This is a genomic window from Niastella vici, assembly GCF_002077945.1.
GTDB lineage: Bacteria > Bacteroidota > Bacteroidia > Chitinophagales > Chitinophagaceae > Niastella > Niastella vici.
The window spans coordinates 426,810-439,987 of sequence record NZ_LVYD01000058.1 but is presented as its reverse complement, the minus strand read 5'-3'; the positions used below and the strand labels follow the sequence as shown (position 1 = coordinate 439,987).

9 protein-coding genes are annotated in these 13,178 nt (G+C 46.4%); 6 read left to right on the top strand and 3 right to left on the bottom strand.

What is annotated here, in order from left to right:
* Positions 1–174: 174 nt before the first annotated feature.
* Both A3860_RS25735 and A3860_RS25730 read right to left on the bottom strand, forming a co-directional pair.
* Complete coding sequence (locus tag A3860_RS25735; RefSeq protein ID WP_081151524.1) at positions 175–1,629, bottom strand: SDR family NAD(P)-dependent oxidoreductase; 1,455 nt, start codon at positions 1,627–1,629, stop codon at positions 175–177.
* 22 nt (positions 1,630–1,651) lie between these two features.
* Positions 1,652–2,107 carry a hypothetical protein gene (locus A3860_RS25730; protein WP_081151522.1) on the bottom strand — a complete coding sequence of 152 codons (456 nt, stop codon included), beginning with the start codon at positions 2,105–2,107 and terminating at the stop codon, positions 1,652–1,654.
* 160 nt (positions 2,108–2,267) lie between these two features.
* Between A3860_RS25730 and A3860_RS25725 the strand changes: the two genes are divergently transcribed.
* From A3860_RS25725 to corA, 6 genes are all read left to right on the top strand, one after another.
* Positions 2,268–3,032: a MerR family transcriptional regulator gene (locus A3860_RS25725; protein ID WP_081151519.1), complete on the top strand. Its 765-nt coding sequence runs from the start codon at positions 2,268–2,270 to the stop codon at positions 3,030–3,032.
* A gap of 176 nt (positions 3,033–3,208) precedes the next feature.
* Positions 3,209–3,796, top strand: coding sequence for a WG repeat-containing protein (locus A3860_RS25720; protein WP_081151517.1), 588 nt, complete (start codon positions 3,209–3,211; stop codon positions 3,794–3,796).
* Between the two features lie 299 nt (positions 3,797–4,095).
* Positions 4,096–5,778, top strand: a complete 1,683-nt coding sequence (locus A3860_RS25715) for a CBM96 family carbohydrate-binding protein (RefSeq protein ID WP_081151514.1) — start codon at positions 4,096–4,098, stop codon at positions 5,776–5,778.
* Between the two features lie 105 nt (positions 5,779–5,883).
* On the top strand, positions 5,884–9,015 hold the full coding sequence (locus A3860_RS41945; protein ID WP_158085363.1) for a PQQ-dependent sugar dehydrogenase: 3,132 nt from the start codon (positions 5,884–5,886) through the stop codon (positions 9,013–9,015).
* Positions 9,016–9,146: 131 nt separating this feature from the next.
* Positions 9,147–10,157 (top strand): T9SS type A sorting domain-containing protein, encoded by a 1,011-nt coding sequence (locus tag A3860_RS25705; protein ID WP_081151509.1) that lies wholly within the window; start codon positions 9,147–9,149, stop codon positions 10,155–10,157.
* Positions 10,158–10,338: 181 nt separating this feature from the next.
* The gene (gene corA / locus A3860_RS25700; protein WP_081151506.1) at positions 10,339–11,313 is read left to right on the top strand and encodes a magnesium/cobalt transporter CorA; all 975 of its coding nucleotides are present in this window, start codon (positions 10,339–10,341) and stop codon (positions 11,311–11,313) included.
* Between the two features lie 118 nt (positions 11,314–11,431).
* On the opposite strand, the gene A3860_RS25695 is transcribed toward corA, so the two are convergent.
* Positions 11,432–13,174, bottom strand: coding sequence for a RagB/SusD family nutrient uptake outer membrane protein (locus tag A3860_RS25695; protein ID WP_081151504.1), 1,743 nt, complete (start codon positions 13,172–13,174; stop codon positions 11,432–11,434).
* Positions 13,175–13,178: the final 4 nt, after the last annotated feature.

Here is a 13,178-nt window from a genome sequence, read left to right as displayed (position 1 = left end):
TATTGATGAAATTGGTTTTTTTAGAATATGTATTTGTCTATTAACGATTTAAATTGAAAAATACGCGCAAATAATGCCTCTATTTAGTTCGACAATTTGCCGGCGGACACATGATCAACCGGGCAAAGTATCGGCATTGTTTGCATATTGAACAGAATAAATTTTGTTATCGTTTTACCATGCGTGTGGCACATAGTCTTTCAGAAAATGACCGAATAAAGGCAAACCGGGCTGTGTAAGACCGGTTACCACCGGGTCATAAATTCTTGCCATACCATCCGTTTCATCCAGGGGCGGCACAAATCCTTCATTATATAATCTTTCTTTATCAGGATAAGGATTTTCCTGGGTTATCCAGCCGGTGTCAACACTGTTCATAAATATACCGCTCAGAGCATATTCCTGCGCAGCGGTCCTCGTCATCATATTGAGTGCGGCTTTGGCCATATTGGTATGCGGATGATAAGGTGTTTTGGAAGAACGGTTAAATTGCCCTTCCATGGCAGAAACATTTATGATAAACTTTCTTTCGAAAGGCGACTTTTTCATCAACGCTTTCAGTTGACTGTTCAACATAAATGGCGCCGTCACATTCACCAGTTGTGTTTCCAGCATTTCAACCGGGGAAATTTCTTCCAGCAACATCGTCCAGCTGTTGCTGGTCCTTAGATCTATTTGTTGCCTGTCTTTATCGTATTGATTGGGTGGAAAGCAGGCAGCTGCTTCATATGGCAGCAGATGCTGTTGCCACATACCCGGCTGAAATTGAAATTGCGCAGCATCTACCAGGCATTGCTGCAGAGCAGCAGGCAAGGCATCTGCACCCGTTTGTTCAAACTCAAACAGGTGCTGATAAAATTCTGTTGGCCGTTTTACTGTTTGTGCGGCGTTATTAATGAGAATATCCAGCTGCGTTTCATGTTCCTGCAGGTATTGTATAAAATTTTTTACCTGGGCAAGATTGCGAAGATCAAGGGCCACTATTTTTAGGCGATGCCCCCATACTGAAAAATCTTTTTCTTCACTAAACCTTTTTATACAGTCTTTGGCAAACCGGGTCGTTACCCATACTTTGGCGCCATCGCGCAACAGGCGCAAGGCCGTCAAATAGCCGATCTTTATTCTGCCGCCCGTTATCAGTGCTACACGATCAGTAAGGTCTGCGCTTTGCTGCCGGCGGGTGTAGTTCAACTCCGCACAGGAAGGACAAAGCAGGTGATAGAAAAAATGGATCTTACTGTATGGAGTTTTACAGCTATAACATTTCTGGGCACCAGTCAATTCCAACGCTTCATTGGAATCAAATGATCTTTCTTCTGCAGCAAGTTCATATTTCCTGTGTAGTACCGTTTGGGTTAATACAATTTTTTTGTCGTATTGTTTCAGCAGATCCTGCTGCTGTGAAATTTTCTGTACTTTTTGCAGGGACAACAATTGGGTAGAGTCTATCAGCTTGCGGGTTTGCAATTCAACCCGGGTTTGTTTGTTATCTTTTTTGGCCCGTTTGTACAATTTGGTGACCAGCCCTTTCAAAACATGGGTATCCAGCGATTTTTCCGGTTCCCGCGATAATACCTGCAATACTTTGATGCATGCATCCCATTCCTCCTGTGTAAATTCATTTTTCATAGTGCGGTCCTTTTCAGTTTATTCAAAAACTCAGGTCTATATTCAATTTCTTTATCTGCGTTTGAAAATCAGCAATACTTAAAGGACCTGTAACATAAGATTGAATAATACTGTCGCAATTTGATTTTCTGCAATTTATATTCTCAATATCAAACGCCTTCTTAATAATCCAATAGTTTTTTTGTTTGTTTTTTACTTGCACGGTTTCTGCTATTATCCAGTTTTTATTTGAAATTGCTGTTTGCACATATTCCGCATATCTTCCTTTCTCATCAAATTGCCGATTGTAAGTGGGAACAATTGGTATACCACCGTGGCAGATCCCTCCTTCATCACCACAATAAACAATAATTCTGTCTTCTTTCTTATCTCCTTCCAGCAAAGAAAGATGATTTCCTAATGGATGGTCGCCCCACATTTCGTTGCAGGAGGTAATGAAAAAGATTATAATAAAATAGAGCCAGTTTCTCGTTGTCATAAGCATTGATCTAAATTAAAAAAATTTTCACCATCCATGTCAGAGAAGGGGATCTTATTAAAGAAGGGTATCGGTTTTTTTTAAAAAAACCCGCCTTTTCTCTTGACCCTTACCTTACGTCATAGGCTATATTTGTTCCTGTAAGGTATAAATCCAAACGATGGACAACTATTCTGTAAAAAAGCTCTCGAAACTGGCAGGCGTAAGCGTGCGCACCTTACACCTGTACGACAAAATGGGCTTACTTAAACCTTCTGTACGTACCGAGGCCAGGTACCGGCTATACGGCGAAAAAGAACTATTGCGATTGCAACAGATCCTCTTTTACCGGGAACTCGATTTTCCCTTGAAAGAGATCGGCGCCATTCTGGATGACCCTGCATTCGATCTGGTGCAGGCCCTGGAAGGACACCGGAAAGCGCTGTTAGCCAGGAAGGAAAGGATAAACACATTGATTGGTACCATTGAAAAAACATTGGTAACACTAAAAAACAACACTATGTTACAGGTAGAAGATCTATATGAAGGTATACCCCGGGAAAAAATGGAAGCCTGGAGAGCAGAAGCCATCTCAAAATGGGGAAAAGAAACCATTACCGAGGCTGAAGATACCCTACGCAGCTTCAGTAAAGAAGATATGGAAACAATGAAAAAACAACTGAATGACATTACCGCGCAATTAACAGCGCTCATGAACGGCGACCCTAAAAGCGCAGCAGTTCAGGAATGCATAGCGCGCAGGTATCAGCTCATTCTCCGCCTCACTGGTGGTAAAATAGCAATGGACAAGCTGGAATATTTCAGAAAACTGGGTGAACTGTATGTAGCAGACAATCGCTATACAACCGTTAACGGACTACCTAGCATGGAACTGGCGCTTTTTATAAAAGAGGCGACAGACCATTATATTAAACAACAACAGTAATAAATAAACGGGCTGACCTTGTGAGTTGGCCCGTATTTTAAATTCTTTAATGGCAAATATCACCGGTTATCCCCCATCACCCGCCATACTTACCATAATCAGCTTCTGCCCTGCCCACGATCATCCCCCATTCCCTTATCTGCAAGTAACTTAACAGTGCATTTAAAGCACGTTTTATGAAAAAATATCTATTGCTTGTATGTCTCGTTGCAACGAGTGTTTACGCCGTTGCACAGCAATGGGCAAAAAAATATGACCGGGTTGATGCCTGCAACTGCGGCCTTGCCCTCGTAAAAAAGGACGGTAAATTCGGATTCGTAACCGAACAGGGAAAAATAATGGTTCCCCTGATCTATGATGACGCTATTGCCTTTTCGGAAGACAAAGCAGCCGTATTGCTCAACGGCAAATGGGGCTTCGTTGACAAAAACGGTAATGAGTTTATAAAACCCCAATACCACGAAGTATATTCATTTCATGAAGGCCTGGCTGTTGTAACTAAAGGTGAAAATTTTGGCTTTATTGATTCTACGGGTAACATGGTCATTCCTATGAACTTTACCAATGCCCGCAGCTTTAGCGATGGTGTTGCCCCGGTTTGCAATAAAAAAGGACTATGGGGCTATATCGACAAAAACGGGAAAGAAATAATCGCCTTTCGCTTCCAATATGCCGCCACCTTCTCTGAAAATGTTGGCCGGGTAATGATAGATAGTAAATGGTACGCTATTGACAAAGATGGTAAATTTATTAAAGAAGAATAATGTATGATTGCCATATCAATAAGATAAACGGGCCGGCCTAACAGGTTGGCCCATTTTATTAAAACCCATAACAAATAAAACATATTCATCGCCGTTACCATTCTACTAATGCTAAAATAGTTTATTAACCGGCCAATCACCCGCACCCAATTAATAAAAGAATGTAGTTACTTCAGATAACCTTCTTCTCTCAGGCTTTTTCTATCTCTTCTCTCACCCTACCCCCTGCCGTACCAACAGGTCACAAAAATGGCCTGAACCAATACTCATTTTTCAACACTTAAAGCCTCATTCAAAAAATGAAACTTTTACACTTTGCGCGGTTCATTACAACCGCAACGGTCTTGCTATTACTATTATCCAAAGCACCCCTGCAGGCGCAGGTTACCTTAAGCGCTACCGGTTCGGGCACTGCCTATGACCTCATCGACGCAAATGGATTCGGCAATGAGAACCCCGATTGTAAACATCCTTCGTTTGGTCCGCACGTGACCCAGGCATTTGATAACACCCTGGGGAAATATGTGTTTGTATTTCACAGTCACGCCACGGCCGATGATGACCGTTGTACCAACGAGGACCGCGTTCGTATGGAGATCAAAGGGGGCTCCGGTTCGCCGGCCGAGATGCAACACACCCAGGGACAAACGGCCTACTATCGCTGGAAATTCAAGCTCGATGCCGGCTTTATTCCTTCGAGCCGGTTCACTCATATTTTTCAGATCAAGGCCATTGATGGCGATGACGGCGCCCCATTGATGACCATTACACCCAGGGCCGGCAATCCGCAAAAGATCCAGATCATTCACAGCTCGGGCGAAGGAAGCGGCAGCCTCGGCACCGTTAAAGAAGCCGACCTGGCGCCCTTTAAAGGCAATTGGGTGGAAGCTTATGTAAAATACAAAAGCAGTGATGGCAGCGCCGGAACTTTTGAGATCACCTTAACGCGCATAAGCGATGGCGCGGTACTGCTTTCTTACAGCAACAACAGTCTTGATATGTGGCGCGATGGCGCTTCCTATAACCGGCCCAAATGGGGTGTTTATCGCGGCAAGGATGCTGCACTGCGCGATGAACAGGTGCTGTTCAATGATTTCTGTATTACGGAAAGCAGCGCCAGCCTGTGCCCCAGCAGTGTGGGCGGCGGCAATACCGGCACTACCGTTAATTTGAACGCACAACAGGATGCCTATGTACGGGATGGGACAAACGCCGGGACTGCATTCGGTTCAACCGATGCAGCTAACCTGGTTACCAAAGTGGCCCCCAGCGGCCAGGCAAACAACAACCGCGAAACCTATCTCACTTTCGATATCTCTTCTATAACCGGTACGGTTACGGGCGCTACCCTAAAAGTAAACGGCCATACAGAAAGTAGCAGTGATGCTAATGTAGGCGTGGGCGCCTATGCCGTTTCAAACACCAGCTGGACCGAATCGACCATTACCTGGAACAACAAACCCGCCGGTGCTACTTCGGCATTGGCTACCGCTACAGTCACCGATGCCACCGCCCGGTATTACAACTGGAATATCACCAGCTATATTCAAAGTGAAAAAGCGGCCGGCCATACAAAGGTTTCTTTTGTGCTGAAGAATCAGCAGGAAACATCAGGCCGCTTATTATGGAATTCAAAAGAAACCGGCAGCAACGCGCCACAGTTAACGATCACCCTGGCTGCCACCGCGCGGCAGGGAACAACCGGAATAACCATACCCGCCACTGCAGCCAGCGGATTAAATAGTTTTCCCAATCCATTCCGCGATAATAACACCATCAGTTTTACCCTTGAAAAACCTGCCCACACCAACCTTTCGGTATACGATATAAACGGTAAGCAGGTGGCGGTCCTGGTGAACGGCATATTGACCGCGGGCACTCACCAAACCCAGTTTGCTGCATCCCATCTTTCTGCGGGCGTGTACACGTTGAAGCTGACCTATGATGGAAAGATCATTACCAAAAAACTGTTGAAAGAATAATAAGAAGAACAATAAAATTACTGCATTGACCTGACCATGCAAGAAACATTACTCCCCTGCATGGCTGGGCCTGCATTACCATTGCTAACCAAAATAACCATCTGTATGAAAAAAACAAACATCCTAAAAGCATGGCTGGCATTGTTAAACCTGTGCATGGTACTTTTAATAGTACTCCCCAATGTACAGGCCCAAACACTGCCCACCAATTTTCAACGTGTTCAGGTCACTGCATCATTAAGCAACCCCACCGCTATGGCCTTTACGCCCGATGGCCGGGTACTGATTTGTCAACAGGGCGGACAATTACGGGTAGTAAAGAATGGTAGCCTTTTATCAACGCCTGCTATTACGCTTACTGTTAACAGCAGCGGCGAAAGAGGATTGATAGGTGTGGCGGTTGATCCTAATTTCGCCACCAATCAATTCATTTACCTGTATTACACCAATACCTCGGGTCCGCATAACCGTGTGAGCCGTTTTACCATGACGGGCGATGTGGCCGGGTCAGAAACCCCTATTCTTGACCTGCCCACGCTTAACGCCATTTACCACAACGGCGGCGGTTTGGCATTTGGCAACGATGGCAAATTATATGTTGCCGTTGGTGAGAACCAGGTAGGTTCCAATTCGCAAAACCTCGACAGCTACCTGGGTAAATTGTTGCGCATAAATGCGGATGGAACGGTTCCAACAGGAAACCCCTTTACGGGTGGCGCCGCCCGCAGCAGGGTTTGGGCATACGGATTGAGAAACCCTTTTACCATTGCTGCTGACCCTGTAAGCGGAAAGCTTTTTGTGAACGATGTGGGCAATTCTACCTGGGAAGAGATCAACGACGCCACTGCCGGCGGCCGCAATTTTGGCTGGCCCGATAAGGAAGGCATGTGCACCAGCGGCTGTACCGGTTTAACCAACCCCATTTATGTATACTCCACTAACAGGGACGATCCACCGCCGGCCGGACAGGGTTGCGCCATAAACGGCGGCACTTTCTTCAACGGGGCTATCAGCAATTACCCAGCTACTTACAATGGCCGTTATTTCTTCCTTGATTATTGTGGTTCCTGGATCGATAATCTTAACCCAACATTGGCTTCGCCTACCCGCAATGGTTTTGGTACGGGTCTTGGCAGCGGAATGGTATATCTTAAACAGGGGACAGATGGCAACCTGTACTTCCTGAGCCGGGATGCCAACGCGTTGTATAAAATTATTTACAGTGGCACGCAGGCGCCGGTGATCACCACGCAGCCACAAAGTATCACTATATCGCAGGGTGGTACGGCTACGTTTAGTGTTACCGCTACGGGTAATCCGGCGCCCTCGTACCAATGGCGAAAAAATGGCACCAATATTTCAGGCGCTACAGCAGCTACTTACAGCATCAGTAATGTACAACCTTCGCATGCCGGTACATACAGCGTAGTGGTGACCAACAGCGCCGGTTCTGTTACCAGCAATAATGCAACGTTAACAGTAACACAACCCAACACACCGCCGGTGGCTACTATTACCAGCCCCGTCAATGGCAGCAAATTCAGGGCTGGTACCGTAATCAATTTCAGCGGCACGGCCACCGATGCGGAAGATGGAACTTTACCGGCTGCCAATTTTGAGTGGTGGGTCGATTTTCATCATGCCAATCATATTCATCCGGGTCCCGATATTGCGGATGGCGTTACCAGTGGTTCCTTCCCTATTTCGGCCGAAGGCCATACTGAAACCGATATCTGGTACCGGTTATACCTGGTAGCAAGGGATGCGCTGGGCGCCCGCGATACGGCCTATGTTGAAATATTCCCGGTGCTGTCTACGCTTAATCTTCGCAGTGTACCCGCGGGTTTACAGATAAAATTAGATGATGTACCGTTTGCCACACCTTATAGTACGCCTGCATTGAGTGGTATGGTGCGGCCAATGGAAGCCATATCGCCACAAACCGTAAATGGCGTTACTTATTTGTTCGATCATTGGGAACATGGCGGGGCGGCCACACAAAATATCACCATCACAGATACAGATACTACGTACACCGCTTACTTCAGGGTAGCACCAGCGGCCATCACATTCACACCGGTTCACGATGCCTATGTACGCGATGGCACCAATGCCGGCACCACATTCGGCACCACCGATTCAACGTTGCTTATTACCAAGGTATCACCCAGCGGACAATTAAACAATAACCGCGAATCGTACCTGCTGTTCGATCTTACCTCGCTTACCAGCAATGCAGCATCGGTTCAGTTGAAAGTATTTGGCAAAGTAGATCTTACCACAGTTCCCAGCGTACCAGTGGGTGTATTTTCTGTAGCCAACACTACCTGGACTGAAAACACCATTACCTGGAATAATAAACCGGCTACCTCAACAGCCGCGTTGGCCTCCACCACGGTTACCAATGCAGCCGCCACTTATTATACCTGGGATGTAACCAACTATGTAAAAGCCGAACTGGCAGCAGGCCGTAAAAAAGTGGCCTTTGCATTGAAAAGCGAGCTCGCACATGATCCACGCATTTTGTGGAACGCGAGTGAATTTGGTTCCAACCCGCCGCAACTATCAATTATTACCGATGGCAGTACACCGCCGCCTGCCTGTGATCCGGTTACTGCCAGTGGCAACGATGGCAATGTGCCTGCCAATGTGCTTGACAATAATCTCAATACACGCTGGTCGGCCAATGGCGACGGGCAATGGATCCAATTCTGTTTGGCAAATACGACTACGGTTACAGGCGTGCAGATCGCCTTCTATAATGGCAATACACGTACTTCCACCTTTGATATTTTGACCGGAACCGATGGCACTACCTGGACAACTGCCGCATCGGGTCTGGTAAGCAGTGGCACTTCGCTGAACCTGGAAACTTTCAATATTACACCGCGTTCCGCCAAATACGTTCGCATTGTAGGACATGGCAACAGCGTGAATGCCTGGAACAGTTACACCGAAGTAAAAATTCTTACCAGTTCAGCCTCGCTTTTGGCGCGGTCGATGGCGCCGGATGAAACAACTGTTTCTTCTGTAACAAAAGCGGCACTGAACACATTCCCCAATCCATTCAGGGAAACCAGTACCATTACATTTTCCCTGCCGGTGGCTGGTCATGCTCAACTAACAACCTATGATATCACGGGCAAACAGGTGTGTGTTCTGGTGAACGCCTGGTTGCAGGCAGGTAACCACCGCACCATTTTTGCTACGCATCAATTGCCGGCACTTATTTGCTGAAGCTGGTATATAATGGAAAGATCATAACAAAGAAGTTACTGAAGGAGTAATATCAAGTTAAATTTTTGATCAAAAATAAACGGGTGAGGCGGAGGCGTCACTTCTGCCTCACCCACTTTAAAAAACACTATATGAAACTTACAACTACCTATGCAATACGCAACATTATGCGTGCACTGTGCTTCATTGCAGCACTATTATTCTCCACATCCATTACGCATGCCCAACTGGGCAGCGGCTGGGTGCAATATTCACCCACGAAAAAAATTCACCTGGATAATGAAGACGGGCTTCAAATTTATTCATGGACTTCTTCTAAATCAGTCTGCAGCCCGGTTTGTGCCGATTACAGCTATAATAGCAGCACGGAAACCGAAACTTTTCGCCTTTTTGACAACCGGAGTAACCGGTCTGAAATAAGGTTACAGAACGATTACTCCACCGGCAGCCGGCAGTTTGAAGGCTATGTAACATTTTATTCACCTTTGAACGATGAAAGCCTGATGCAGATATTCGGCAGTACCTCCGGGGCTACCGAGCTGATGATCCGCGGCTATGCAGCCAGTGGGGGATCGATACGGGGTGCGGGACAAACCCTGGCTACTAATGTTTATGGGAAAGAAGTGCGTATAAACGTTATACACCTTCAGGAAAATGTGGGTAATAAGATCATTATTTATATCAATGGGGTGAAAAAAGCCGAGATAGCCGATAATGAAGCTGTTACCAATTACCACAAGTATGGGAATTACGGTACCCTTACCACTGGTGAAGCTGTTGTAAAATGGAGACGGGTGCGTTCGTTCAGAGATGGTACGGCGCCTTCATCAGCAGCAACCGCCAGGGAGGCTACAACGGGCGAAGCAATTTCTCTCAACAATAATATCAGGGTTTATCCAAACCCTTTAACCGGGAACCAGGCTACTATCCGGTATACCCTGTTAAAACCAGAACTGGTACATATTACGATGGTTAACATCAGCGGACAAGTAGAAGAAGTGATCAATGTGCGCCAACAGGCAGGCGAACAAACCGTTTACTGGAATACCAGCCACAAAGCTGCCGGTGTATATATAGCGAACATTACAATAGGTACCAAAACAGAGCGGGTGAAATTAATAATCGGCGGCAGCAGGCAGTAGAACATTCAGGCCACTGAGCGCAAAAAAACGACCGCTTAAAAAACTGACGATCCTCCCGCCGCGTCGGGAGGATCGCCAGTTCATTTTATGCCTACCAGGAAAAACTTAAAACTTCATAGCCATTTGGTACGTATTAAAAATAATGCGAACTTTTTAGTAGCAACTTGCAAAAAATCGTGTTATGAAAGAGATTGTCAATTGTGCGGCATATTCGGGCGGCCATCGCACTGCCGATGTTGAGCTGAAAGATATTCATGAAATATTAAAAGACCCCAGTCAATTTGTTTGGATAGGTTTGTACGAACCTTCTGAAGCATTACTGGAACGGGTGCAACAGGAATTTGGCCTGCACGACCTTGCCGTTGAAGATGCGCACCGGGCGCATCAACGTCCCAAGATAGAGCTATATGGCGATTCGCTTTTCATTGTGCTTCGAACGGCAAAGATGGGCCAGGAATGTCAGATCCATTTTGGCGAAACCCATTTTTTTGTAGGACCCAATTATATTGTAGTGGTGCGGCATGGTTCATCGGTGGCGTACACCGAGGTGCGCGGCCATTGTGAAACCATGCCCGAATTATTGGGGAAAGGACAGGGATTTGTGCTGTATGCCATTATGGATTTTATAGTCGACATGTACTTCCCGGTAGTAGAGGAACTGGAATCGGCCCTGGAATGCATCGAGGACAAAATATTTAAAGAAACGCCTAACCGGGAAACAACAGAAGAAATATATCAGCTCAAGAAAGACCTGCTGCTGGTGAAACGGGCCGTATCGCCCCTGATAGACATCTGCAACCGCCTTATGCGGTTTGATATGAAAGCTATTTCACCCGATACACAGCCGTATTTCCGCGATATCTATGACCATGCGCTGCGCATCAATGAAATAGTAGATAATACGAGGGAATTACTGAACACCGCGCTGGATGCCAATTTTGCACTGATCTCCATTTCTCAAAACGATACGTCGAAAAAATTCGCCGGCTGGGCTGCTATCCTTGCGGTACCCACCCTGGTGGCGGGCTATTACGGGATGAACTTTAAAGTTATGCCTGAGCTGGAATGGACCTATGGCTATCCGGTTGTGGTGATCCTTACTTTATGTGCTTGTGCTGTGCTTTATTATTTTTTCCGCCGGTCGGGCTGGCTGTAGTTCATTCTTCGGTTGCGCCCAGAACCTTCGGCTTCGCCCATTCTTCGGCGCCGCTCAAAACAAAAAAGGACTGCCATCGCTAACAGTCCTTTTATTGTTGAATTTCCTCCAGTGCCTATTACTTCCATTGAGGATTCTGCGCCAACGCAGGGTTCAACACGATTTCATCATAAGGGATTGGATATAGATATTTATAATCATCGTAGCTGCGGGTTAAATTATCCATCAGGATCAGGCGGCCCTTTGTGCCATCACTCAATTTGTTTTGCGCATTGTCGATTATAAAATAATAAACACCGGGCACTTTGGTAGCTGGCACTTTAGTAACAACAGCCACATCCAGCTTTCCATCTTCATTGAGGTCATAAGGCGTATCCATGGCCGGTACATACATGCCATCGTATTGATTCTCGAGCAGGCGGCCGGCTTTCCAGCGCTTCAGGTCATCGTACCGGAAGCCTTCCAGCACCAGCTCAATACCGCGTTCTCTTCTAATTTCTAAAAGCGCCGGACTGGTAATATTGCTGTAATAATTCTGTTGCAGGTAAGTATCAACAGTGGTTGGCATTGTTGCATTGGTAATGCCTGCACGCGTACGCAACAGTTTGATGGTTTTATCCCAGTCGCCCGAGGTAAAAGTGTTCAACTCCGCTTTCGCCTCGGCATAGTTCAACAGCACTTCAGCATACCTGATCAACGGCAGGGAATTATAATTCTCAGCTACCCCATCGGTAGCCTTTGCATCGAGCGTCAACTTCAGCGGCATATAGCCGGTATAGGTATACGTAAAATCGGGCGGCGCCACAGCCCCATCACGGGTATAACTGCCCATGCGAATGGTTTGTTGCAAACGCAGATCGCGGCTTTTTACTTCTGTAGCAAAAGGGATTTCATTGTATGCTGCCTGATCGGTATACCGGGTTCCATCCTGTTTCAGATAGGTATTGATGAATTTTTTGATCAAACTAAACCGGCCGCCATAGGTAGCACTCGTCCAGTACCAGTTGGCATCGTTGAAAACCCGCAACGATTTATTGTTCACCGCTGCCAACAGTACTTCATCACTCAACGGCGTTTCATTCCTGAACAAGTCGCGGTAATCGGCAGTAGTAGCCGTACTGGTATGCAGGCTGTATTTTTTTGAGGCAATCAATGCATCAGCCGCATTCACCGCTTCGGTCAACCATTTATCGGCGGTGGCAACCAATCCTAATTCATCATGGTATTTTCGATAAGTGCCTTCGAACAAACAAACCCGCGATTTAAACGCCAACGCTACCCATTTGGTGATCTGTGAAGCCGTGGCATCTTTGGTATCGCGAATATGGTCACAGGCGTAATTGAGATCGGCCAGCACACTATCCATGACCAGTGTACGCGGATCGCGCTTTTTGTACAGATCGGGGTCATTCACGGTGAGTGTTTTTCCATACCAGGGTACATCGCCAAATTTTTTAACCATCTCGAAATAGAACCAGGCCCTGAAGAAACGCGCCAGACCCTGGTAATGCCCGCTGGCTTCAGTAGTAACATTGGCCTGTTGATAATGTTCCAGGAAATAATTTACGTTTCTCAAACTATCCCATTTCCAGCCCGTTGCCAGGGTTGAACTGAAGGTACCGTACAAATAGGTATTCGGCGTACTGCCTACGAGATAATCGCTCAGGGCATCGCCGCGTACAATATCATTACCGGTTGGCAATATTTTATAAAATGAATTGGCATACAGCTGCAGGTCCTTTTCGGTATTGAACGCCGTGGTGGGCGATAATTTATCAAAAGGCTTCAGATCGAGGTCTTTTTTGCAGGCCACAAATGCCATGGTGGTGGCCATGAATATAATGAAGGATGTTCTTTTCATTGTG

What these genes read in the sequence shown, in the direction of transcription:
- A3860_RS25735 (WP_081151524.1), bottom strand. Translation starts at nt 1,629, where the DNA reads ATGAAAAATGAATTTACACAGGAGGAATGGGATGCATGCATCAAAGTA.
- A3860_RS25730 (WP_081151522.1), bottom strand. Translation starts at nt 2,107, where the DNA reads ATGACAACGAGAAACTGGCTCTATTTTATTATAATCTTTTTCATTACC.
- A3860_RS25725 (WP_081151519.1), top strand. Translation starts at nt 2,268, where the DNA reads ATGGACAACTATTCTGTAAAAAAGCTCTCGAAACTGGCAGGCGTAAGC.
- A3860_RS25720 (WP_081151517.1), top strand. Translation starts at nt 3,209, where the DNA reads ATGAAAAAATATCTATTGCTTGTATGTCTCGTTGCAACGAGTGTTTAC.
- A3860_RS25715 (WP_081151514.1), top strand. Translation starts at nt 4,096, where the DNA reads ATGAAACTTTTACACTTTGCGCGGTTCATTACAACCGCAACGGTCTTG.
- A3860_RS41945 (WP_158085363.1), top strand. Translation starts at nt 5,884, where the DNA reads ATGAAAAAAACAAACATCCTAAAAGCATGGCTGGCATTGTTAAACCTG.
- A3860_RS25705 (WP_081151509.1), top strand. Translation starts at nt 9,147, where the DNA reads ATGAAACTTACAACTACCTATGCAATACGCAACATTATGCGTGCACTG.
- corA (WP_081151506.1), top strand. Translation starts at nt 10,339, where the DNA reads ATGAAAGAGATTGTCAATTGTGCGGCATATTCGGGCGGCCATCGCACT.
- A3860_RS25695 (WP_081151504.1), bottom strand. Translation starts at nt 13,174, where the DNA reads ATGAAAAGAACATCCTTCATTATATTCATGGCCACCACCATGGCATTT.